Annotated in this window: 19 protein-coding genes; 9 read left to right on the top strand and 10 right to left on the bottom strand. The window is 62.7% G+C overall.

All coding sequences use genetic code 11. From position 1 onward, the window contains the following. The first annotated feature begins 91 nt into the window (after positions 1–91). Entirely contained in the window at positions 92–1,369 is a 1,278-nt protein-coding gene (locus B0G80_RS18620; RefSeq protein ID WP_116118948.1) for an amino acid deaminase, read from the top strand. Positions 1,370–1,488: 119 nt separating this feature from the next. On the opposite strand, the gene B0G80_RS18615 is transcribed toward B0G80_RS18620, so the two are convergent. Next, positions 1,489–1,989, bottom strand: coding sequence for a MarR family winged helix-turn-helix transcriptional regulator (locus B0G80_RS18615; protein ID WP_116118947.1), 501 nt, complete (start codon positions 1,987–1,989; stop codon positions 1,489–1,491). Positions 1,990–2,020: 31 nt separating this feature from the next. Further along, positions 2,021–3,616 carry an MDR family MFS transporter gene (locus B0G80_RS18610; protein WP_116118946.1) on the bottom strand — a complete coding sequence of 532 codons (1,596 nt, stop codon included), beginning with the start codon at positions 3,614–3,616 and terminating at the stop codon, positions 2,021–2,023. 139 nt (positions 3,617–3,755) lie between these two features. Here B0G80_RS18610 and B0G80_RS18605 point away from each other — a divergent pair, with 139 nt between their 5' ends. Next, the gene (locus tag B0G80_RS18605) at positions 3,756–4,598 is read left to right on the top strand and encodes an EcsC family protein (RefSeq protein ID WP_116118945.1); all 843 of its coding nucleotides are present in this window, start codon (positions 3,756–3,758) and stop codon (positions 4,596–4,598) included. Here the strand turns inward: B0G80_RS18605 and B0G80_RS18600 are convergent. From B0G80_RS18600 to B0G80_RS18565, 8 genes are all read right to left on the bottom strand, one after another. Next, positions 4,568–5,524, bottom strand: a complete 957-nt coding sequence (locus B0G80_RS18600; protein WP_116118944.1) for an alpha/beta hydrolase — start codon at positions 5,522–5,524, stop codon at positions 4,568–4,570. The genes B0G80_RS18605 and B0G80_RS18600 overlap by 31 nt on opposite strands. Positions 5,525–5,641: 117 nt before the next feature. After that, on the bottom strand, positions 5,642–6,076 hold the full coding sequence (locus B0G80_RS18595; protein WP_106282045.1) for a CHRD domain-containing protein: 435 nt from the start codon (positions 6,074–6,076) through the stop codon (positions 5,642–5,644). A gap of 502 nt (positions 6,077–6,578) precedes the next feature. Then, entirely contained in the window at positions 6,579–11,021 is a 4,443-nt protein-coding gene (locus B0G80_RS18590) for an ATP-binding protein (RefSeq protein WP_258878906.1), read from the bottom strand. A 53-nt stretch (positions 11,022–11,074) separates the two neighbouring features. Next, positions 11,075–11,821 carry an aquaporin Z gene (gene aqpZ / locus B0G80_RS18585; protein WP_116118942.1) on the bottom strand — a complete coding sequence of 249 codons (747 nt, stop codon included), beginning with the start codon at positions 11,819–11,821 and terminating at the stop codon, positions 11,075–11,077. Between the two features lie 256 nt (positions 11,822–12,077). Then, a complete protein-coding gene (locus B0G80_RS18580) occupies positions 12,078–12,722 on the bottom strand; it encodes a response regulator transcription factor (protein WP_116118941.1) in 645 nt (214 codons plus the stop codon). 118 nt (positions 12,723–12,840) lie between these two features. Continuing rightward, positions 12,841–13,530 carry a response regulator transcription factor gene (locus B0G80_RS18575; RefSeq protein ID WP_116118940.1) on the bottom strand — a complete coding sequence of 230 codons (690 nt, stop codon included), beginning with the start codon at positions 13,528–13,530 and terminating at the stop codon, positions 12,841–12,843. A gap of 152 nt (positions 13,531–13,682) precedes the next feature. Continuing rightward, positions 13,683–14,375 (bottom strand): response regulator transcription factor, encoded by a 693-nt coding sequence (locus B0G80_RS18570; protein WP_116118939.1) that lies wholly within the window; start codon positions 14,373–14,375, stop codon positions 13,683–13,685. A 333-nt stretch (positions 14,376–14,708) separates the two neighbouring features. Continuing rightward, a complete protein-coding gene (locus tag B0G80_RS18565) occupies positions 14,709–16,025 on the bottom strand; it encodes an MFS transporter (protein ID WP_116118938.1) in 1,317 nt (438 codons plus the stop codon). A gap of 95 nt (positions 16,026–16,120) precedes the next feature. On the opposite strand from B0G80_RS18565, the gene B0G80_RS18560 reads away from it, so the two are divergent. From B0G80_RS18560 to B0G80_RS18535, 7 genes are all read left to right on the top strand, one after another. After that, complete coding sequence (locus B0G80_RS18560; RefSeq protein ID WP_116118937.1) at positions 16,121–17,008, top strand: LysR family transcriptional regulator; 888 nt, start codon at positions 16,121–16,123, stop codon at positions 17,006–17,008. A 488-nt stretch (positions 17,009–17,496) separates the two neighbouring features. After that, positions 17,497–18,210: a c-type cytochrome gene (locus tag B0G80_RS18555; protein WP_106282060.1), complete on the top strand. Its 714-nt coding sequence runs from the start codon at positions 17,497–17,499 to the stop codon at positions 18,208–18,210. Next, entirely contained in the window at positions 18,207–19,583 is a 1,377-nt protein-coding gene (locus B0G80_RS18550) for a cytochrome c (protein WP_181919982.1), read from the top strand. Before B0G80_RS18555 ends, B0G80_RS18550 begins: the two co-directional genes overlap by 4 nt. 24 nt (positions 19,584–19,607) lie before the next feature. Then, positions 19,608–19,781 (top strand): hypothetical protein, encoded by a 174-nt coding sequence (locus B0G80_RS45900; protein WP_181916783.1) that lies wholly within the window; start codon positions 19,608–19,610, stop codon positions 19,779–19,781. 2 nt (positions 19,782–19,783) lie between these two features. Then, positions 19,784–20,356 carry a cytochrome C oxidase subunit II gene (locus B0G80_RS18545; protein ID WP_116118936.1) on the top strand — a complete coding sequence of 191 codons (573 nt, stop codon included), beginning with the start codon at positions 19,784–19,786 and terminating at the stop codon, positions 20,354–20,356. Beyond that, positions 20,343–21,968 (top strand): b(o/a)3-type cytochrome-c oxidase subunit 1, encoded by a 1,626-nt coding sequence (locus B0G80_RS18540; RefSeq protein ID WP_116118935.1) that lies wholly within the window; start codon positions 20,343–20,345, stop codon positions 21,966–21,968. The genes B0G80_RS18545 and B0G80_RS18540 overlap by 14 nt, the downstream gene beginning before the upstream one ends. Further along, positions 21,965–22,774: a c-type cytochrome gene (locus tag B0G80_RS18535; RefSeq protein ID WP_116118934.1), complete on the top strand. Its 810-nt coding sequence runs from the start codon at positions 21,965–21,967 to the stop codon at positions 22,772–22,774. Before B0G80_RS18540 ends, B0G80_RS18535 begins: the two co-directional genes overlap by 4 nt. Positions 22,775–22,857: the final 83 nt, after the last annotated feature.

The following is a 22,857-nucleotide window of genomic DNA, read 5'->3' as shown; positions in this document are numbered from 1 at the left end:
TACTAAATAACATTTCTCCATCCATCGTACTTTCGGTAACATGGTAAAGTCAAATTTGATTCAATTTAACTGGACGATGGAGCAAGGAGACATGAAAGTTACAAACTATCAGGGCGCAACGATTGATCCTTATAGCAAGGGCTTGGGCATGGTTCCGGGCACCAGCATTCAACTCACGGATGCCACGCGCCTCGAGTGGAACCTGCTGAACGAAGACGTGAGCCTGCCGGCCGCCGTGCTGTACGCGGACCGCGTGGAACACAACCTCAAGTGGATGCAGGCATTCGTCGCGGAATACGGCGTCAAGCTCGCGCCGCACGGCAAGACGACCATGGCGCCGCAGCTGTTCCGACGTCAGCTCGAAAACGGCGCGTGGGGCATCACGCTCGCCACCGCGCATCAGGTGCGCGCGGCTTATCACGGCGGCGTGTCGCGTGTTCTCATGGCCAACCAGCTGGTCGGTCGTCACAACATGATGATGGTCGCAGAGTTGCTGAGCGATCCAGATTTCGAATTCTTCTGCCTCGTCGATTCAGTGGAAGGCGTCGAACAGTTGGGTGAGTTTTTCAAGTCGGTGAACAAGCAGTTGCAGGTGCTGCTCGAACTCGGCGTGTCGGGCGGCCGCACGGGCGTGCGCGACGTGGCGCAGCGCAATGCGGTGCTGGAGGCGATTGCACGCTATCCGGACACGCTGAAGCTCGCCGGCGTCGAGTTGTATGAAGGCGTACTCAAGGAAGAACACGAAGTGCGCGAGTTCCTGCAAAGCGCGGTCGCGGTTACACGCGAACTCGTCGAGCAGGGTCGGTTTGCGCGTACGCCGGCCGTGTTGTCAGGCGCAGGTTCGGCCTGGTACGACGTGGTCGCGGAAGAATTCGTGAAGGCCTCGGAGACCGGCAAGGTCGAGGTCGTGCTGCGTCCAGGTTGTTATCTGACGCACGACGTCGGCATTTATCGCAAGGCGCAGACGGAAATCTTCGCGCGTAATCCGGTCGCTAAGAAAATGGGCGAAGGGTTGCTGCCGGCGCTGCAACTGTGGGCGTATGTGCAGTCGATTCCTGAACCGGATCGCGCGATCATCGGTCTCGGCAAGCGCGATTCCGCATTCGATGCGGGCATGCCGGAACCGGCGCGCCACTATCGTCCGGGCAACGAAGCGCCTCGTGATATCGCGGCGAGTGAAGGCTGGGAGATTTTCGGCTTGATGGATCAGCATGCGTATCTGCGGATTCCGGCAGGCGCTGACCTGAAAGTGGGCGACATGATCGCGTTCGACATCTCGCACCCGTGTCTGACGTTCGACAAATGGCGTCAGGTGCTGGTGGTCGATCCGGCATATCGCGTAAAAGAAGTGATCGAAACGTTTTTCTGATTGGCTTCACGAAGGGCGCTTTCTCGGGAAGCGAGGCGCGCCTTTCGTGGTGTTGCGGAACGCGTGATTTTGTTCGCGTCGTTCCGCCGCACTGACCAGGTTCAGCCGCGCCCAGCAAATCAGGCCTGGCGCGGCGCTTTATCGCCCACTGTCGGGCGGGTTTGCTCGGCAGCCTCGGCTGCGCCAGCGGCAGCCGCCACTTCGCCGATTCTCGCCTCGAGCATCTTCAACGCACCGGACAGCGCGTTCAGCGCTTCGTCCGGCAGCACGGCGATCGTGTCGTGCAGAAACGCGTTGCGACGCGGCAAGCTGGCTTCGGTCGCAGAATGTCCCGCCTCCGTCAACCGCACGTTGGTCACGCGGTTGTCGCGCGCATCCATGCTGCGAGCAATCCAGCCCAAACCTTCCAGCGTTTTCAACTGCCGTGTCAACGCGCCCGGATCGACGCGCAAGCGCTCCACCAGCCGCTTCTGCGACGACTCGCCGGCCTGCTCGTGCAGCGCGAGCAGAATGCGCCAGCGCGGCAACGGATGGCCGACATGCGCCTCGAAAGCCGACATGAACGCCCGATATGTGCGGCCGAATTGCTGCATGACGGCGACGCGGTCCTGTTCTTCCATGATCTATGAGTAAAACGGTAAGTCTAAAAAATCAGTCCGCGTGAATCACGGGCTCGAGCTTGCGCTGGAGTTTGATCGGCGGCACGCGGCGGCTTTGCCAGACCGACACCACCGCGATAATGGCCGCCATGGCGAGCCCCAGATGAATCGCCGACACGAGCGCTTCGCGCGCGCTCTCGAGCAGCATCGCGCCGTTATGGCCCGCGTGCGCCAACTGGTCGAGCAAAGTAGTTTGCGCGTCCCGATTGATGAGGATTTGCGGATCGCCGAGGTCCGCGAACCATTGCGAAGCGTGATCGTTCTCCAACGTATTGCGCACACCGCTCGCGTACATATGGCTGACCAGTGTGCCGGTTAGCGCCGTGCCGATCATGCCGCCGATCATCCGCAGCGATTGCAGCAGCGCCGTCGCGATACCGAGGTGTTCTCGGCCTGCCGTTTGCTGCGCGAAAATCGTCAGGTTCGGCATGACGAAACCGAGTCCCAATCCGCCGACGATCATGAACGACATCAAGAGCCACTGCGGCATGGCGCGTGTCGCGACGACGACGCCCAGACATGCCAGCGCGAGCAGTGCAAAGCCGATATACAGCATCAGATTCGGGTTGCGCACCCGTGAGACGATGCGCCCGTTCGCAATACTGCCGATCGTGATGAATACGACCAGCGGCGTGATGACGAGACCCGCTTCCTTCGGCGACATGCCGAAGCCGCCTTGAAACAGCAACGGCGCGTAGAACAGCAGCGAGAACATCGAAAAGCCGCCCAACACGGCGAGCGTGAAGAGCGTGGCGAGACTACGGTTGCGGAACATGTCGACCGGCAGGATCGCCGTCGGGCAGCGCTTTTCCCACTGCCACAACGCGTAAGCCGACGCGACGCTCAGCGCGAGCAATGCGGCCGCGCTCAAGGTCACGCCATGCTTCGGCAGCAACTCGACGAATAGTTGCAGCGAGCCGAGTGCCACGGCGATCAGCACGGCGCCGGGCCAGTCGAGCCGCATCTTGCCTTCGTGTTCGACATGACGCAGATGCGGCAGGAAGCGCCAGACAAAAAACAGCGAGAGGAGACCGACCGGCAGATTCACGTAGAAAACCGAGCGCCAGCCGTAATACTGCGTCAGGAACCCGCCGAGCGACGGGCCCACCGCATTCGCGATGCCGAACGCCGAACTCATCAGCACCTGCCAGCGCAGGCGCACAACCGAGTCGGGAAACAGATCAGGAATACAGGCGAACGCGGTGCCGACTAGCATGCCGCCGCCGATGCCTTGCAGGCCGCGCGCGAGCACGAGGAACAGCATGTTGTTGGCCGCGCCGCACAGCACGGAGGCGCCCGTGAACACGACGATCGACGCAATCACGAACGGCTTGCGCCCGTAGTAATCGCCGAGCCGGCCGAAAATCGGCACGGTAATCACCGAGGTCAGCAGATACGACGTGGCAACCCACGCATACAACTCGAAACCCTTGAGTTCGGCGACGATGGTGGGAAGCGCTGTGCCGACCACGGTCTGGTCGAGTGCGACCAGCATCGTGACGAAGGAGATGCCGAGCATCGCCAGAAGCGACTCACGGAACGGTAAAACTTGCCCACTCGAGTGGTGGGCCGCGGTATGGACAGCCATTTTTGATAGCGCAACAGTTGACACGTCAAACGATTGGGAATCATACCACGCTGCGACGCTCTAAGCGGGACAGGCTGCTGGCTTTGCCGCGCTGACAATCGACTGAAGAAAGGAAAATCACATGACGCCAGGGAGGCACATGGAGCCGAGTTCGCTCGCAACACAATCGTTATCGGACGACGACCTGAAGGCGCTGCGCCACGCAAAACACGAGCTGGAGAGCCCCGCTCTGGCGATGAAGCTGGCGAGCATCGTCGGCGCGCCGCTGGAAAAACTGCTCGCGCGCATGCCGGCGTTCGCCAACGAAAAAGTCACCGACGCGACGGAGCTGGCGCTACGCAAGTGCCTGTCGATCGCGCTGCGCACGCTGGGGAGACGGGACGGCGCGACGCCGTTGGCGGTGCCCGACAAGCCGAGCAACTTGCTGCACAAGTTTGCCGTGGCGACCACTGGCGCGGCCGGCGGCGCATTCGGGCTGTTCGCGCTGCCCGTCGAACTGCCCGTCACGACCACGCTGATGTTCCGCTCGATCTGCGATATCGCTCGCAGCGAGGGCGAGGATCTGACGGCGATCGAGACGCAGCTGCAATGTCTGACGGTGCTTGGCATGGGCGGCACGTCAAAAGCCGACGACGACGCCGACTTCGGCTACTTCATCATGCGCGGCGCGCTCGCGCAGGCGGTGTCGAAAGCGTCATCCGAAATCGCCACCAAGGGCTTCACCGCGCACGGTTCCGCGGCCTTGTTGCGCCTGCTCAACACGATCGCCGCGCGCTTCTCCGTGCAGGTCAGCGAACAGATTGCCGCAAAGTCGATTCCGGCGATCGGCGCGGTGCTCGGCGCGATGGTCAATACGGTGTTCATCGACCACTTCCAGCAGGTCGCGCACGGTCACTTCACCGTGCGTCGGCTGGAACGGCAATACGGCCAGGCGACGGTTGAGGCCGCTTATCAGACGATCGACATCGCGCTCGACGGCTGAGCCGCGCGGTTCGTCACGCGCCGCACGAAGGCGGCGGCGCGGTCGAGCGCGCGATTTCCCTCGGGGATGAACGGCGCGAAGATCGGCCAGACGTGCGGCATCTTGTTCCACACTTCGAGTTCGCAGTCGACGCCCGCCGCGCGCGCGTTGTCGGCCACGCGTTGCGAGTCGTCGAGCAAGACTTCAGTGCTGCCTGCCATGATGAAGAGCGGCGGCAAGCCATGCAGGTCCGCGTAGACGGGAGACGCGTAGGGATGCGTGGGGGGCGTGTCGCCGAGATAGAGCTTCCCCGCCCGGGCGATCGCCGAGCCGCTGAACATGGGATCGAGACCGTCGTTAGTGCGAATGCTAACGCCGGTCGCGGCCAGATCGGTCCAGGGCGAGAACAGCAGGCCGCCTGCCGGCACGGGATCGCCCGCATCGCGCAGCGCCACCAGCGTGGCAAGCGCAAGACCGCCGCCCGCCGAATCGCCCGCGATGACGATCGACTCGGGCGTCATGCCGTCGGCGATCAACTGACGGTAGGCTGCGGTCGCGTCATCGAGCGCCGCCGGGAAGCGGTGCTCGGGCGCAAGACGGTAGTCGAGGGAAAAAACCGGTGCATCGGCACGCGCCGCCAGACCGAACACGATCGAGCGATGGGTACGCGGTGAACAGAAGTAATAGCCGCCGCCGTGGCAATACAGGACGGTCGGCCCGGCGTTCGTGGCTAGCGCACGGTCGGCGCGCTCGATCCACTCGCCGCGCAACGGCGAATCGTCCGCGCCGTACAGCTCCCGCAGACGCCAGCCGCCCGGCACCCGCGGCGACCAGACGCGCTTGGCGCTCAGCGCGCGCGCTCGTTCGACATTGATGCGTGGCTTGAGGGTTTCCGGTCGAAACTGCCTGCGCAGATACCAGCACGCGAGTGCGCTTTGCCAACTCATCGGGACACGCTCCTTCGATTGTGTCCTGTCATGTTACGTGCGTTCGCGGCTGCGTCGGTGGATGGCGGCTTCTAATCTTGAAAACGCCGGCGCCGCCGGATCAGGCTTTCCGCTCGCCTAGTTCGCCGGCAAAACCTGCCCACGAATTTCACCCATCGGATTCTGCGCGGTGTGGACGTTGAAGTACCACTGGCCCGCCATCAGATCCGTCACCTGCTGTTCGGTCAGCGCCGCCGAGCCTTTGATCGGGCTGGCGAGCGCGCCCTTGTCGATCGGCACCTGAACCTTGGCGTTCTGGCCCACCGGCGCGGGTCCGTGGAAATGCGCGGCGGTTGCCGGGCCGCTCAAGCCTTCATAGCTGACCGTCCATTGCAGGGATTTCGTCGACGTGTCGAAGGTGGCGTCCAGCATACCGTGCCCGTGGCTCACGCGAGGCGGCACCTCGCTCGAAGGCTCGAGATCCGCCTTCAATGCCACCGTATCCGCGAAGGCGACACCCGACGCCAACGCCCACAACACCACTGCAAGATTCACTTTTCGAAGCGCAGTCATGGTCTTCTCCGGACTTGAAGCCCCGCCGCACCGACACTCGGCCGCGCGCGAAGCCACCACATACTAGTGCAAATCCGCCGAATCTGTTTGTGGTGGGGCGCGCGCGGCCGTTGCGTGGTTTTTTCGGTCACTTTCGTTCAGTGCACCTGCTTTCAGGCGCGCTGGAACGCGTGGCGAGTTTGTAGGTGTCCGTAGTGATTCGCCGGGCGTTTCCGGCGCACCGACATGCCTGCGATATCGCTCAGGGCGCGTCCCGGCGACGTTTTAATCGATTTACTCAAACAGTTAATTGCGAATTTTGTAATGAATGAACCGCAACATCCCGGTTATGCTTCTGCTTGCGAGAAGTGACTCCTTCATCGAGGGAAGTCTCCAAATCTTTAACGCGGCTTCGGCCGCGTTTTTTTTCGTCTGTTGGTCTGGTTGTCTGGTTGGCCAATTTGCCACGCTCTCGTCCGCAGAGGCGCGCTCGCTTCGACGCGCACACCTGCGTGGAGCGTGCTTATACGAGCAAGGCGGCCTGCTGTTCGATTCCGTCCAGCATGGCATTGCACTTGTCGATTAACAGCATCCCGTCGTCGCGCACACGTTCCGGCGGTTTGATGGTGATTTCGCGGCGATAATCTTCGAGTGCGGTGAGCAGCGGCGGATATTGCAGGACGCTCGCCGCCCCCGCCACGCGATGAAGCCATTCGCGCACCCTTTCCAGCTCGATATGCTCGGGCTCCACGCGCTCGAGCAACGGCGACAACGACTGCACGTCCTCGCGCACGGACGACACGAAGGAGTCGAGTAAAGCCTTGACCGTCGACTCGCTGCCCCACAGTTGTGTCATGTGCCCGAGGTCGACCGGCACGAACGGTCCCGCGCCGCCACGCACATCCGGCACGGCAACCGCCGGCGTGCTGACGGCCTCCGCAGGCGCGGCTTGCCACGCGCTGTCAGTGCCGAACCAGCGGCTCAGATAATCACGCAGCGTGGCGAGCCGGGTCGGCTTCACGAGGCTATCGTCCATGCCGGCGTCGCGGCAAAGATTCAGGTCTTCGGGCGCGGTGTTCGCTGTGATACCCAGAATGGGCAGGCGATACGCGCCGTCCTGCTCACTTTCACGAATACGGCGCGTGAGTTCGTAACCGGAGACGTTCGGCATGTGGCAATCTGTGATCAGACAGCCGTAACTCGTATGCTCCAAAGCGGCCAGCGCCTCCGCGCCGTCGTTCGCCACGTCGCAGGCAAAACCAAGCAACGCGAGCTGATGACGGATCAACTCCTGATTGACCGGATGATCTTCTGCGACGAGGATCAGCCGGCCGCTGGCAATGGCCCGCTCACGATCTGGGGGCGAAGCGCCGCTTTCCGGCGTACGCGGCATGCCTGCCGACCGCGGCGCCACCGACGGCAGGCCCGTCATCGCAGCGGCACACGCGGCGCCGAGGCCGCGCCACGAAATGGGATTGACGCTGACGCGCACGTTGTCGTCGAGAATGCGGTAGCCCGTCGGCTTGGGCTTCTCGGTCAGACTGATGACGCGCGTGCGCGGCCTGATGTCCGCCGGCAAGGCCACATTTTCGCTCACGAACAGTAGATCGATTTCGGCGAGTGCGGCGCGATCGTGCAGTTCCGGCGCATCAGGCGGGACGCGGCGCAACTCGAGTCCAAGCGCCTCGCCAAAGTGCATCAGGGCCTGCGCGACGCGCGCCTCGCCGGTTGCCACGATTCCGCGTTTGCCGCGCAAGCCGTTGACCGAATAGCGCTGCGTCTCGATAGGCATGGCGAGCCGCACGGTCATGCGCGTGCCGCTACCCGGTTCGCTGCGCAACTTGAGCGAGCCGTTCATGAGGTCGATCAGCTTGCGACAGATCGTCAAGCCGAGGCCCGTGCCGCCGAAACGGCGTGTGGTGGACGATTCCGCCTGCACGAACGGCTCGAACAGCTTGGCCTGCACCTCGGGCGCGATGCCGATTCCGGTGTCCTCTACGATCATTTCGAGCGTCTGAATGCCGTCGTCTTGCGCGACGACCGACACGCACACGTCGACCTCGCCCTGCGGCGTAAATTTGATCGCATTGCCTAGCAGGTTGAAGAGGATCTGTCGCAACCGGACGCTGTCGCCGCGCAGTGTGGCGGCGACGTCCGATCCGATATCCACGCGCACTTTCAGGCCCTTTTCATGGGCGCGGCCAGCCAGCAAGCCGACAGCGTTGTCCACCAGTTCACGTATATCGATGGCTTCGGCCTCGATGGTCAGCCGCCCCGCTTCGATTTTCGAATAGTCGAGCAGGTCGTCGAGGATCTGTAGCAGCGCGCCCGCCGACTCGTGGATCATGCCCAGCATTTCGCCCTGGTCTGCATTGAGCGGCGTGCGCTCCAGCACTTCCACGAGACCGAGCACGCCATTCATCGGCGTGCGGATTTCATGGCTCATCATGGCAAAGAAGTCGTCTTTAGCGCGCGAGGCCGCTTCGGCAAGATCGCGCGCTCGCGCAAGCTCGTCGGAGCGCGCGTGCTCCATGCTGGCATCCACCCAGTAACCGCTCCACACAACGCTTCCGTCCGATTCGCGGCGCGGCACCAGTTCGGCTCGCGCCCATTTGACGTCCTCGTCGCCGGCGAAACGAAACTCCATGTTCACGGGCGTTTCGCAGTGCGCCGAGCGTTCGAGTTCAGCCAGCACGAACGCCCTATCCTCCTCGCACACGCGCTGGAAATCGACATGATCGCTGCTGCTCTGCGAACCGTCTCGTACGCCCAGCAGATGACGCGTGTCTCCGCCGATATACGGAAACGAATACGTGCCATCCGCGGTGCGGCGCAGTTGAAATACCACGGCCGGCAGTGAGCGAGTCACGTCGAAGAGGCGCCGCTCGGTCTCACGCGCACGCATTTCGGCGCGCCGGATATCGGTGATATCGACCATCGTGCCGAGCACGCAAGCCGGTTGACCGTCACTGCGGCGACAGATACGGGTCCAGAAAAGGCCATGTCGCACGTTGCCCGCGTCGCGCTCGAATTGCAACTCCACCTGCGCAGTCTCGCCACCGTTCAGCATCTCGCGAGTCATCTCGTCCAGGATGCGGCTGTTGGCCTCGCCCCACGTTTGCACCTCCAGGGTGGTTCGTCCGACGATCGCCTCGCGGCCCAATCCGCAAGCTTGCTCATAGGCTTCGTTGACTGCGATATAGCGGCCATCGAGATCCTTGGCGACGAGCGGATAGGGCACCGTCTTCATCAAGGTTTCCTGGAAGTTCAGTTGCAGTTCCAGTTCCCGCTCCGTTGTCTTGCGCAACCTGACTTCGCGCTGCAGCAACAGATAGGCACGCAGGGTGATCAGCAGCACGACGCAGACGCCAATCAGCACCGGCAGCAGACGCACCGCGGTCACGCTCCACGTGCCTGACCCGGGTGCATTGCCGGTGACCCACTTCTGCCGGATGCGTTGCTTTTGCGCGGGCGGCATTGCGAGCAGCGCACGATCGATCAGCCCGGCGAGTGGGCTCAGGTCCGGGCGCACAGCAAAGTCGAGCGCGTCGGAATCGCCAACCGTGCCGAGGATCTTGAGGACACCGCTGTACCGTTGCTTGAGCAGGATATCGGCGGCGGCCACGTTGCCCACCAGAACGTCTGCCTCGCCGGACTCAACCATCTTGAGGGCGTCGTCGAGGCTGGGCGCAACTACCACGTGGTCCTGCGGAATTCGCTGGAATGGGAGCGTAACCGACCCGCCGACATGCGACGAAACGACGATGCGGCGTGACGCAAAATCGTTCAGCGAGCGAGCCGCCGGTTCGTCCTCTCGCCCGATGAGCACCAGCGGGTAGTGCTCGTACGCACTGGTGTGCCGCGCCGTCGAAAGGCGGGGATCGTGACTCGAAGCAGTGGCGAGGATCGCAAGTTCGCCGCGCTGAAATGCTTCGATCGCAGCGGGCCAGTCAGCCGTGTCGGCGCGATTGAACACGACGCCGAGCGTGCGACTCAGATACGTCAGATAGTCGGCGGCAATGCCCGCGGGCCGGCCAGAACCGTCGACGTAACTGAAGGGCGCCCAATTGTTATCGAAACCGACCTGCAATGGCGGCAGCGAACTAAGCCACGCCTGCTCCTGCGGCGTTAGCGCGAGACGCGGCACGGTGGGCAAAGGCTTCGCGTCGAAGTTGCCGGATAGCCAGCGCGCGCGGATAGCCGCATCGTCGGCCGGGTTAATCGACGCGAGCGCCTGATCAAGTTTGTCCCGCAATGCAGTCTGATTCCGGGGCACCGCGAAGCGCAAATTGGCGGTTTTGGCGCTCTCCTCGAACGCCACTCGCAAGCCACGAAACTCGTCGGTGGACAATGCATATTGCACGGCGGTAGTGAAGCCGAGATAAACGTCCGCGTCGCCCTGGATCACGGCGGCGAGTGCCTCGCGCGTCACGGAAAACGTGACGATCTGGGCGCGTGGGAAGCGCTCGCGTGTCACACGCTCGAGCGCAAAGCCTTTTTCTATTGCGATGCGCGCTCCCGCTAACTGGGCGGGGTTCGCATAACTGTTGCTGTCCCGGCGCACCACGACCGACGAGGAAGAACGGAAATAAGGCGCGGTAAAACTCAGGCACCGCTCGCGCTCAGGTGTGCGGGCAAGACTCATCATCAAATCGACATGTCCGGCGCAGGCGGCCGCGAGCAATTGCGTCAGGTCCGGAAACTCCTTGGCTTCGATGACCACGTTCGGCCCGACAACGGCGCGCAGATAGTCGACGCTCATGCCGGTGAGTTGACCGTCTTGCATCGCGTCGAACGGCAGCCAACTGTTAGCGAGAACGCCGACGGTTAGTTTCGCGGGAAAGTTGGCGACGACCTGAGCGTTCGAGCGATTGTCGAACGATTGGGCAACGGCTGTTGTTTGCGCGGCGACGACAAGGAGCCAGGCGAACAGACACAGCGAGAGGCGTTCAAGCAAACGCCTCATTGCAACGCCTGACACGGAATTAACGGCGGACACGATGATGGCACCGGCGACACTCAGGCGACTTCGCCGCGGCCGTCGGCGAGCGTAGCGGCAGCGTCGTCAGCCTTGCCGTGCAGAAACGAGAACAGCGCCCCGGCCATGACACCGCCCGACAGAGGCGCAGCCCAGAACAGCCAAAGCTGGTCCAGCGCCCAGTCGCCGACGAACAACGCCTGGGACGTGGAGCGCGCGGGATTGACCGAGCCGTTGGTAACCGGAATCGACACCAGATAGACCAGCACCAGGCAGACGCCGACGACCAGCGGCGCGATCGGCGCCATGTCTCGCCTGTGGGCGACCAACAGGCTTGCCGTGACAAAACCGAAGGCCAGCACGAACTCGATGGCCAGCGCCGAATGCATCTGATAGTCGGCGGGAGAATGGTCGCCGAAGCCGTTTGCCGCGAACTCGCTCACGCCCAGATCGAACCCGGGACGCCCGCCCGCCACGTAAAGCAGTAGCGCGGCGGCAACGATCGCACCGAGAATTTGCGACGCGATGTAGGGGAGCAGATCCCTGACCGGAAAACGTTGCGCGACCGTGAAACCTACGGTGACAGCGGGATTGAAATGACCGCCAGACACGGCGCCGAAGCAATAGGTGGCCGTAGCGAGGGCGAGGCCGAATGCCAATGCCACTTCCAGCACCCCGGACGCCTGCTGGATCACACCGACATTCAATACGATGCTGCCGCAGCCGACGAACACCAGCCACGCCGTTCCGACACCCTCGACCAACAACCGCTTACCTAACGCACCCATGCCGCCTCCTGGTTCTGTCCGCCAGGCAGACGGCATTGCACGATCGCCGCCACAAATCTGCCTGTATTCTCACGGCCCGGGCATCGCTCAGCTTGACGAAACGACAGCTTTCATCAGGAGAGCTCGGAATAAAGCCGTAGTGAATTCAGAACTATGAGACGGCAACCTCCCACAACCAATCAGAACACTCCTAAATTCCTGGTTCTCCAAAATCATTTCCCGACTGCGCAACGCAATATGCCCATCAGATATCAGATCAGGTCAATCCGATCTGCCGCGCGTAGTCGATCAGGTCGGCTTCCGTTTCCAGCCCGAGCTTGCGCATGGCACTACGTTTTTGCGTACTGATGGTCTTGCCGCTGCGCTGCAAGCGCACCGCGATTTCATGGACTGCTAGACCTTGCACATAAAGTTGGAATACTTCCCACTCGCGTGCGCTCAGCATGCCGGCGCGTAGTTGCGGCGGCGCGTCGGCCGCGTCGATCGCGACCCGCGCGTGTTCCGACAGATAGATGTGCCCGGCAAAGGCGGCCTCGATCGCGTCGATCAATGCTGTGACGGTCTCGCGTTTATCGACGATTGCGCTCACGCCGATATGCAAGAGGCCGGACAGCATATGTGCATGGCAGATCATGGTGAGGACCACGACGCATGGATGCGACTGGCCCCGCAGCAAGCGGCGCAGAAACGACACCGCGTTGCTGCCGCCATGAATGCCCGGCATGCTGATATCGGAAACGACGACGTCGCACGCGCAGGCGTCTAGTAATTCCGCCAGTTCGTGCGTGTCGGCCGCTTCGCCGACACATTCGATGTTCGCCGCGGCTTGCAATACACGCTTGACGCCGACACGAACGCAGTCGTGATCGTCTGCGATGATGACGCGGATCTTCTGTCTCATTTTCTGTTGTCTTATCGACTGACATGCCCTGCACGCGGTGTGCTTCCCCAGGCGATGCCAATGCATCTTCTATTCGCCGCGCGACGGCGCGGCACGTCACTGACTTGTCAGCGGCTCATCACCGCTTCGGCATGGGTTCCTCAGGGATCACACCGTACTCCACGGCAAAACGAAACAATTCCGCGTCGCTGCGCAGAGCCAGCTTGCGCATGGCGGTGCACTTCTGCGCGCTGATCGTTTTGACGCTGCGCTCCAAACGCGCGGCGATCTCAGTCACGCCGTACCCTGACGCATATTGAGTGAACACTTCGAGTTCGCGGCGCGAGAGAATCTTGCGGACATAATCTAGACGCTGGGTCACCGTTGCGTCGGCGATCAACGCACGCACCGCGGGCCCGACATAACGCTCGTGCGCCAGCGCGGTGATGACGGCCACGTGAAGCAGGTCGATCCGGTCGCGCTTGCTCATGAGTCCCTCGACGCCTAGCGAAATCACCTTTTGAAGCTCGGCCGCCTCGGTTTCCATGGTGAGCACCACGAGCGCGATGTCCGGGTACCGTGTCTTGAACTGCCTGACGACTTCCAGTCCGTCGCCATCCGCGCCGCCCGGCATGTAGAGATCCATGAGCACCAGGTCGCATGAACAGCGATCGATTTCCGCGAAGAGTTCGGTGGCGTCGGCTCCCCGGCCGACGATCTCCATATTCGGGTAGCCGTTCATCAGGTTTTCGATCGCCAGCAGCACCAATGGATGATCGTCCGCGATGATCGCGCGAACGGGTGTGCTTACCTCAGCGGTGTCGCGCATCTTCTATTTCTCCTCCGTCCTAAGTTGACTGCTGCCTCTCCACGAACAAGACGGCTCTTCTCGCGATCATTAAATACTTCTTCGAAAATAACCATAAGATCGCTCCGAAACAACCTCGGTTAATTCGAAAAATAAATTACTTAGATATGCGATTAAAAATTAAGAATTCCATAGGCGCGCACGTAAGAGAAAAGACCGGGATCATTGGTGACTCCCAGTTTTGCCATGGCCTCGCGCTTTTGCCGCGTGACCGTGCGCCGATCACAGCCGAGCGCGGTCGCAATCTCAGAGATCGACTGGCCGCTTACCAGCAGCCTGACGACTTCGACCTGTTTGCCCGTTAAACGCGGCGTTGGCGGTGGTTCGTATTCGGGATCGTGTGGACGGGCTAGCGCTTCGATGATGGAACGGCCGAGGTACGCGTGACCATCGCGAGCCAACATGATCGCGTGCCGGAGTTCGTCCATCGACTCAGCCTTGCCGACCATGCTCACGGCGCCGTCCGACACGATGGCGCGAAGAATCGCGGGGTTTGTCAGAGTTGTCATCACCACGACGCGCAATTGCGGCCAGCCACCGCGGATTCGTCGCACGAGATTGAAGCCGTCGTTCACGGCGAACGAAAGATCCGGCATCGAGAGATCGGTGACGAGCACATCGCAGGGCGTGCTCCGCAGGCGTTCGATCAGCGAAACAGGATTCGTCGCCTGATCGACGACGGTGACGCCAGCCTCCATTTCCAACGCGGCACGGACGCCAAGGAGAACGAATGGATGATCGTCCGCCAGGATAATTCGAATATTCACCAGGATTTTCTCTCGTTTGTTGTAGGAGTGAATGCGCATACGCAGAAAAATCCGAACGACTCTACGTCTGCCTTAACGGCCGGCTTGGCAACGCACAGCGCGCCAAGGCAGCCATAAAATCACCGCCGAAACATTGCGAAAATCGGAGCGCTCCGAATCCTGCACAGAAACTAATAGCCCATCGCGGATCTATCAGAAGAAGAAAATCTAAATACGCAAAATGAATATTTCGTCTTTTGAGCCGCGCATTTTCGAGGGAACTTGGCGACTCGATCGTTCGCCGCAGAATTCCGATGCACCGTCTCACCCAAACCGCTTGAGGAACCCGCCGCGCCCGCCCTTCGCATGGCCAACAACCGGCGCCGCGGCTCGTCAGGTTGCGTCGCAAGCGCGCGCCGTCCTCACTTTGGTTTCTCGAGCCGCGCGCGGGAACACCGGAAACGCGATCAGCGCGCATACACTGGTCACGGCCCATACTATCGGCCACGAACCTATCGACAACAGCGGCGGAATCGCCAGCGGCGTCAGGAACAGCGCAAGGAACACACAGGTGTTGCCGATCGCGAGCGCGGTGCCCGCACGGCTCGTCCCAGCCAGCGTGGCGAGTTCCGTGAACGCCACGCCGTGCCATGCCGACGCGCTCACGCCGCCCAGCACGACCATCACTGCGAACACGGCCGTCATCGCCGTGTGATGCATGCGGGCGAGACCCGTCAGCAATGCGAGCGAGGCGAACAGCACCGCCGTCAGCAGACTACAGGCGCGCATGTAGCCGCGCCGGTTGCCGCGCCGGTCGGTCCAGCCGCCGCTCCAGACCCGCGCGATCGCGGCACCCGTTTGCACCGCGGCCATCGTCACGCTGATCGCCAGCACGCCGGCGCGGCTGAAATCGTGGAGAAACACAGTGCCGAACGTCACCACGGCGAGTTGCGGCACGCACAACGCGCCGGCGCCGAGCGCCACGCGCCAGATGCCGATGTCGCGCAACGGCGAGACGCTGGCGGGCACACCGCTCGCCGCGGCCGTGTCGCGGACTTCACGGGCACCGTCCGCTCCGGTATGAGAAGGTTCATGCAACCAGCGCCACGCGAACCCCGCCGTGATCGCGCAGGCAAGCGCCAGCACGCCATAGGCGCTCGCGAAACCGAAGCGCGACGCGAGCATCGGCAGCAGCAATGCGCCGAGGCCGCCGCCCGCTGGCACCGCGGTCTGGCGAATACTCATGGCCAGGCCGCGCTCGCCCTCGCGAAACCACGCCATCACCGCGCGGCCGCTCGAACCGTTGACGCTGCCGCCGAGCAGTCCGACCAGCAACAGGCCGAGCGCGAGCGCCATCACACCTGGCACGTGCGCACCAGACGGCACGACGAACAGCGCCAGGCCGGCCAGCGCGGCTGCGGTCGAAAGCAGTCCGAGCAACAGGACGCGCCGGTCGCCCCAGCGGTCGGTCAAGAGCCCCCACGGCAATTCGCTGACCGCGATGCCGAGGCCGAGCATGCCGAGCACGAGGCCCAGCCCCTCATTGCCGAGGTGATACCCCGAGCGCAAGAAAACCGCTGTCGTCGGAATCCCCGAGAACGCCGCTGAAAAGCTCGCGTTCGCGGCGAAGCCGACACCCAGCACTTTCCACCGATGACTTGCCGTTCGCCCGCCGGATAACCCTAAGCCCGCAATTGTTTCGCTTCCCATGACACCCTCCGCAAAGAATCTGGGGGTATCCTACGGCTGAGCTTTCCATCGGAAAAGCCGGAAATTCAGATGACTTCCATCGGATATGCCGAATCATGAGCCAACGTGGATTTGACCTGACGCAGTTGCGGACCTTCGTCGCCGTCGCCGAATCGGGCAGCGTTTCGGCGGGCGCGGAGCGGGTATTCCTGTCGCAGTCCTCCGTGAGCGAGCAGTTGAAGAAACTCGAGGAGCGCGCCGGCCAGCCGCTGTTCGTGCGCAGCAAGCAGGGCGTGAGCGCCACGCCGGCCGGCAGCCGGCTGCTCGACCACGCGCGGCGCATCATCGCCATGAGCGAAGCCGCGTTCGAAGACCTGCAAGGCCGCTCGCTCGACGGCGAATTGCGTATCGCCATCACGGACTACTACCGTCCGCACGACATCGCGCGCATTCTCAAGACGTTCTCGGAACAGCACCCACGCCTGAAGCTGCACGTCACCGTGCAGCCGAGCGCGGTGATCGACAGCAATGCGGGCGACGATGCGTCGTTCGACATCGGGCTCTCACTGCGGCTCATGGCGGACAACACGCGCGCCGCCGGCCGGCGCGCCGGCGCGCAAAGCACGGTTGTGCGGCGCGAGAAACTGCTGTGGGTCAGGGCGGCCGATTCGGGTCCGCGGCCGTCCACGCCCTATTCACTCGTATTGCTGCCGTCGAGCTGCCAGTTGCAGCGCTTCGTCGTGAAGTTGCTGGACGAGCACAAGGTGCCGTACGTGGTATCGCACTCCGCATCGGGCGTGGCCGGTTTGCAACTCGCGCTGAAGGCCGGGCTCGGCATTTCCTGCCTGAACGAATCGTCGATTGGCGGCGGCGTCGTGGCCTGTCCGGCGAGCGTGGGCTTGCCCGCATTGCCCGCCGTCGAGTTTCATCTGTTGCCTGGGCGAATCGGCGAAAGCGAACTCGTCAGCAATGCTCGCACGGCCTTGAAGGCACTTTTCAGTTGACTCATGGATGATGGGCTCACGCCGTCTCGCAGACGCTCGTGCCTCATCATCAAACAATCACATTCACGCGATAACGTCGGCGGACGAGGCGAACCGCGCGCGAAATGTTGAAAGCCCTCTAATCGACGCCTATCATGATCAGGTATCCCGTCGAACGAGCTTGTGTTTGCTATTGACGCTTAGACTAAATTCCTGCAACCTCATACACGCTGCTGAACGTTTCAAGCGTTATTCCCGCAGCCCGAAAGCCGCCACCCACCGGCGCATTCAGGCAGATCGTTGTTTATATAAAGCAATCGCATCGCCGTAGCGAATCATCACTCGCCGTCCAGAACAAGTCCGTTTCGATTTGCTGTTCTTGCAGTCGCTATACAAGAAAAATATCGGCAGAGTGGACATAGATCATCTGTCGGCTTCGCATGCGAATCCACGTGCGAATGCGCGAGAGATAATCGAGAACAAAGAACGTTCCCCAATCGAGGCCTGGCGTGCATCGTCGAACTATCGGATCGTCGGTTCTGTTTGCGCTTTACGTCATGTGGAGCGGCGTGGCATTCGCCGCCGACGCGTCCGGCGCCATGCCATCGGCCATGGACGAGCGTGTGCGCGCCTGCACCTCGTGTCATGGCGTGCAGGGTCAAGGCCTGAACAACGATTACTTTCCGCGCATTGCCGGCAAACCGGCCGACTATCTGTTCAATCAGTTGACCGCGTTCCGCGACGGCGGCCGCACCTATCCGCCAATGGGCTATCTGCTCGCCTTCCTGCCCGACGACTACCTTCGCAAGATCAGCCAGTATTTCGCCGATCTGCAACCGCCCTACCCCAATGCCGATCAAAGCAACGTTGCGCCTGCCGTGCTCGCCGCCGGACGGCGCCTCGTCACGCAGGGCGATCCGGCCCGCAAGATACCGGCATGCATTGCATGCCATGGCGCGCGCATGACCGGCACGCAACCTGGCATTCCCGGCCTGCTCGGTCTGCACGCGAGTTATATCGCCGGACAGATGGGCACCTGGCGCTCGGGCACGCGGCACGCGTTGGCGCCGGACTGCATGCATTCGATCGCGGTCAAGCTGACCGACAAAGACATCACCGCGGTATCGAGCTGGCTTGCGCGTCAGCCGCGTCCGGCCGATCCGCGGCCCGCACCGGCGTCCGCGGAACGGCTGCCTCTCGCCTGCGGGAGCCAACCGCAATGAAGCCGACCTTTCGCTCTCCGGGCGCTTTTCGCGCCGCTTTGATTGCCGTGCTGAAGCGCCGTGGCGCGCCCGCATCGCTCGTGTCCGGTCTGCTGGTTGGCGGCCTGATCGTGGCCGGCAGCGCCGCGCTTCTGCGTGCGTCGCCTACGCCACTGCTGATCGCCGAAGCACGCGCCGCCGAGACCGCCACGGCATCCGCGCCGGGCGCCGACACGCGCCCCGACATCGTCAAACGCGGCGAGTATCTCGCGCGCGCCGGCGACTGCGTCGCCTGTCACACGGCGCCGCGCGGCAAACTGTTCGCCGGCGGCCTCGCGATGGAAACGCCGTTCGGCACGCTGTACTCGCCGAACATCACGCCGGACGCCCAGTTCGGCATCGGCACGTGGAGCCAGGACGCCTTCTTCAAGATGATGCGCACCGGCCGCACGCCGGACGGCACGCTGATCTACCCAGCCATGCCGATCGCGCAATACACCAAGGTGACGCGTGAAGACTCCGACGCGATCTTCGCGTTTCTGAAGACGGTCACCCCGGTCCGCGAACCGAACCGCAAGCACACGCTTCGCTTCCCGTTCAACCAGCGCAAGCTGCTCTATGGCTGGCGTACGCTGTATTTCCGCGAGGGCGAGTTCCAGCCCGATCCGACCAGATCGGTCGAATGGAACCGCGGCGCGTATCTGGTCGAAGGGCTCGGGCACTGCACGATGTGCCACACCAAGATCAACATGCTCGGCGGATCGTCGCAAAGCGAGCAGTTCGCGGGTGGACTGATTCCGGTGCAGAACTGGTACGCGCCGTCGCTGACCTCGGACAAGGACGGCGGCCTCGGCGACTGGAGCATCAAGGACATCGTCGATCTGCTGCAAGCGGGCATTTCCGATCGCGGCGCCGTGTACGGGCCAATGGCCGAAGTCACGTACCACAGCCTTCAGTACATGACGGAAGAAGACGTCAAGGCGATGGCCGTTTATCTGAAGACCTTGCCGGACAAGAGCGGCCGCAAGTCGGGGCCGTCAGCGCCTACCAATACCAACGTGTTCGCGCTCGGCGAAAAAATCTACGCCGACAAATGCGCGCTCTGTCACGGCGCGAAAGGCGAAGGGAAGTTGCAGCATTACCCGCCGCTCGCCGGCAACCAGTCGATCGAAATGGACTCCGCGGTCAATCCGATCCGCATTGTGCTGAACGGCGGATTCCCGCCGGGCACCATGCGCAATCCGGAGCCGTACGGCATGCCGCCTTTCGGGCAGGAACTGAACGACACCGACGCCGCCGCCGTGGTCACCTATATCCGCACTGCGTGGGGCAATCACGGCCAGCCCGTGACGTCCCGCCAGGTCAACGAGTTGCGCAACGCGCCGCTGCATTGATGCACTGCATTGGAGAGCCTTTAGATGGAAGCGAACGATACTCGCAGCGCGCCGCCGACCGATAGCGAAGTGGAACGCGTCGTCGCGGCCGGCCCGCATGGCGCGATCGCCGTGGCCGGTGTCGCCACGCTGATCGTCATGGCGATCTGGTTCGGCTTCTACTTCGTCGTGTTTCTGCCGCGCGGCGTCGTTCACTGATCATGTCGACCGATTCCAATCATCAACCGGGCGGCGGCCACGCGGTAGCCTTACGCGCCGAACGACGCTGGGCGATTTTCGCTGTCGCGCTGATCGTGCTGATGCTAGCGGTCATCGTGTTCTCCGGGCTGCATTGGGCAATGATGCCGCCCTCGCGCGTCGAAACGATCGATCCGTCGCGCCTGCAACTGTCCGGCGAATTCGTCGAAGACAATCTCGGCAGCGCGGTCCAGCCGGACGGCTCGGTGGTCGTGCGCTTTATCGCGCAGCAGTATTCGTTCACGCCGCAATGCCTGCTTGTGCCCGCCGACACGCCGATCACGATCCGCACCACTAGCGCCGACGTCGTGCACGGCCTGCTCGTCACCGACACCAACATCAACACGATGGTCGTGCCCGGCTACGTCGCCACGCTCAACACGCGTTTCGACGCGCCCGCAGATCACACCATGCCGTGCCACGAGTTCTGCGGCTTCGGCCATCAGACCATGTGGGCACATGTGAAAGTCATCGACAAAGCCACCTTCTTCGAGCAGGCCCGACAATCACGGAGGCTGAGCTGTGTTTCACGCTAAGCGACTCGTTCTCGCGCATTTCTGGCTCGCCTTCATTGCGTTTCTGATCGCGCTGCTGCTCGGCGCCTGGCAGATGCTGGTGCGCAGCCCGCTCATGCCGTGGGTCGGCGACCCCGAGCTTTACTATCGCTCGGTGACCGCGCACGGTTCGGTGATGGCCTACGTGATGCCCACCCTCGTGTCGATGGGCTTCGGCTACGCGATCGTTGAGCTGGCTCTCGCGCAACGTCTCGTGGGTCTCAAATGGGCGTGGGCCGCGTTCATCATGCTGGCCGTCGGCGCGGTCATGGCGATGGTGCCGGTGGCGTTCGGCCGGGCTTCGGTGCTCTACACCTTCTATCCGCCGATGATCGGCAGCCCGTTCTATTACCTCGGCGTGGTGCTGGTAGTGGTCGGCTCGTGGATCTGGGTCGCGCTGATGCATGTGAATCTGCGCATCTGGAAACGCGCCAATCCCGGCAAGCCGGTGCCGCTCGCCATGTTCGCCAACGTGGCGGGCGCGTATCTGTGGGCATGGACCGCCGTCGGCGCGGCGCTGGAGATCCTGTTGCAGATCCTGCCGGTCGCATTCGGCCTGACCAACACGATCGACGCCGGCCTCTCACGCATCCTGTTCTCGTGGACGCTGCACGCGATCGTCTACTTCTGGCTGATTCCCGCTTATATCGCCTACTACACGCTGGTGCCGCGCGCGATCGGCGGACGGCTCTACAGCGATTCGATGGCGCGCGTGTCGTTCATCCTGTTCCTCGTCTTCGCGATGCCGATCGGCATCCACCATCTGTTCGCCGATCCGCAGGTCGGCTCCGGCTTCAAATTCCTGCATGCCGTGTTCACCGGCATGGTGTCGGTGCCGACACTGCTGACGGTGTTCACGATTTGCGCGTCGGTTGAAATCGCCGGCAGATTGCGCGGCGGCAAGGGCGCATTCGGCTGGCTGACCGCCTTGCCCTGGCAGAACCCCATGATGCTCGTGATCGCGTTTTCGTTCGTGATGCTCGGTCTCGGCGGCGCGGGCGGGTTGATCAACATGAGCTATCAGTTGAACTCGACCGTGCACAACACGCAGTGGGTGACCGGGCACTTTCATCTGATTTTCGGCGGCGCGATCGTCATCATGTACTTCGCGATTGCCTATGAGCTGTGGCCGCAACTGACCGGCCGCGCGATCGTGTCGGTGAAGCTGGTGCGCACGCAACTGTGGCTGTGGTTCATCGGCATGATGGTGGTGACGCTGCCATGGCATTACGTTGGCCTGCTCGGCGCGCCGCGCCGCATGGCCTACTACGATTACAACGCTCTCGGCTTGCAGTCCCAGGCGTTCTGGGTCGGCATGTCGGCGGTGGGCGGATTGATTCTTTTGGCGTCCGGCGTGCTGTTCATCTACATCCTCGTGAAGTCGCAATTCGGTCCACTGGTTCAGCAGCAGGTCTTCCGCTTTGCGAGCGCGGCGCAACCGGTGGACCGTGTACCGGCCGCGCTCAATAGCTTCGGCTTGTGGGTGGCGTTGATGATCGGACTCACAGTCGTCAACTACAGCGTGCCGATCGTGCAGTTGCTCAGATTGCCGCAGACCTCCGTGCCGGCAGTCGTCGTCGGAGCGCAGCGATGAATCAGGAACGCGTCTTCAGCTTGCGCAACCCATGGTTCACCGTGAGTGTGGGCGGCACGATTGCAATTGCTATCGTGGGAATACTGATCGGCTTCATCTGGCTGCCATCGGCAAGCCAGTCGTTCGGCGATCGCGGCTTGTGGGCGACGATCTGCAGCGCCGCGGGTGCGCCGTCGAGCTGGTATGGCGGCAGCAATCTCGCCGGTCCGGCGCCTAGCGACGTCGTGGTCCTGCCGCCGTTGCGGCGCGTGCGGGCCGACGCGAATTCGATTGGCCGTGGCGCGACGATCGCGACACAGAATTGCTCGATGTGCCACGGCGTACTCGGCACGGTGCAAGTGACCGCGCCGGCGTTGGCCGGCCAATATGCCGATGTGGTCTACAAGGAATTGCGTGACTACCAGAACGGCGTGCGCCAGAACGCGATCATGCAACCGATCATCGCCGCGCGCAGCGATCAGGATCTGCACGATCTGGCGGCTTACTACGCGTCGCTGCCGAGAGCGCCCGCGGCGGAAACCCTGCCCACTGGCGTGGGACCGGATGCGAACGCGGTGAAACTCGCCATGCAGGGCGATCCGCAGCGCAATATCGCGCCTTGCGCCGCGTGTCATGGACAACTCGATCGCAAGGGCGCGGCGCCGTGGCTCGGTGGGCAGTCGTCGATTTATCTTGCCGCGCAGATGCGCGCCTTTGCTTCCGGCGCGCGGCGCAACGATATCAATGAACAGATGCGCAACGTGGCGCGCCAAATGACGCCCGCGGAGATCGACAGCGTGGCGAAGTATTATGCGGCCATGCAGTAACGGTCGATTGTCCGCGCGACGTGGTTTGTCGCGAAGACTCCGTGCGCCGTCGCGTCACAACCACCGACCTTGAGCGTCGCCAT

Origin of the sequence: Paraburkholderia sp. BL6669N2 (genome assembly GCF_003387275.1) — a bacterium.
In the GTDB taxonomy this organism is placed as follows: domain Bacteria; phylum Pseudomonadota; class Gammaproteobacteria; order Burkholderiales; family Burkholderiaceae; genus Paraburkholderia.
The sequence above is the reverse complement of the archived record's forward strand: the minus strand, read 5'-3'. Positions and strand labels throughout refer to the sequence as shown.

Coding starts and splice junctions, on each gene's coding strand:
- B0G80_RS18620 (WP_116118948.1), top strand. CDS start 92: ATGAAAGTTACAAACTATCAGGGCGCAACGATTGATCCTTATAGCAAG.
- B0G80_RS18615 (WP_116118947.1), bottom strand. CDS start 1,989: ATGGAAGAACAGGACCGCGTCGCCGTCATGCAGCAATTCGGCCGCACA.
- B0G80_RS18610 (WP_116118946.1), bottom strand. CDS start 3,616: ATGGCTGTCCATACCGCGGCCCACCACTCGAGTGGGCAAGTTTTACCG.
- B0G80_RS18605 (WP_116118945.1), top strand. CDS start 3,756: ATGGAGCCGAGTTCGCTCGCAACACAATCGTTATCGGACGACGACCTG.
- B0G80_RS18600 (WP_116118944.1), bottom strand. CDS start 5,524: ATGAGTTGGCAAAGCGCACTCGCGTGCTGGTATCTGCGCAGGCAGTTT.
- B0G80_RS18595 (WP_106282045.1), bottom strand. CDS start 6,076: ATGACTGCGCTTCGAAAAGTGAATCTTGCAGTGGTGTTGTGGGCGTTG.
- B0G80_RS18590 (WP_258878906.1), bottom strand. CDS start 11,021: ATGAGGCGTTTGCTTGAACGCCTCTCGCTGTGTCTGTTCGCCTGGCTC.
- aqpZ (WP_116118942.1), bottom strand. CDS start 11,821: ATGGGTGCGTTAGGTAAGCGGTTGTTGGTCGAGGGTGTCGGAACGGCG.
- B0G80_RS18580 (WP_116118941.1), bottom strand. CDS start 12,722: ATGAGACAGAAGATCCGCGTCATCATCGCAGACGATCACGACTGCGTT.
- B0G80_RS18575 (WP_116118940.1), bottom strand. CDS start 13,530: ATGCGCGACACCGCTGAGGTAAGCACACCCGTTCGCGCGATCATCGCG.
- B0G80_RS18570 (WP_116118939.1), bottom strand. CDS start 14,375: ATGCGCATTCACTCCTACAACAAACGAGAGAAAATCCTGGTGAATATT.
- B0G80_RS18565 (WP_116118938.1), bottom strand. CDS start 16,025: ATGGGAAGCGAAACAATTGCGGGCTTAGGGTTATCCGGCGGGCGAACG.
- B0G80_RS18560 (WP_116118937.1), top strand. CDS start 16,121: ATGAGCCAACGTGGATTTGACCTGACGCAGTTGCGGACCTTCGTCGCC.
- B0G80_RS18550 (WP_181919982.1), top strand. CDS start 18,207: ATGAAGCCGACCTTTCGCTCTCCGGGCGCTTTTCGCGCCGCTTTGATT.
- B0G80_RS45900 (WP_181916783.1), top strand. CDS start 19,608: ATGGAAGCGAACGATACTCGCAGCGCGCCGCCGACCGATAGCGAAGTG.
- B0G80_RS18545 (WP_116118936.1), top strand. CDS start 19,784: ATGTCGACCGATTCCAATCATCAACCGGGCGGCGGCCACGCGGTAGCC.
- B0G80_RS18535 (WP_116118934.1), top strand. CDS start 21,965: ATGAATCAGGAACGCGTCTTCAGCTTGCGCAACCCATGGTTCACCGTG.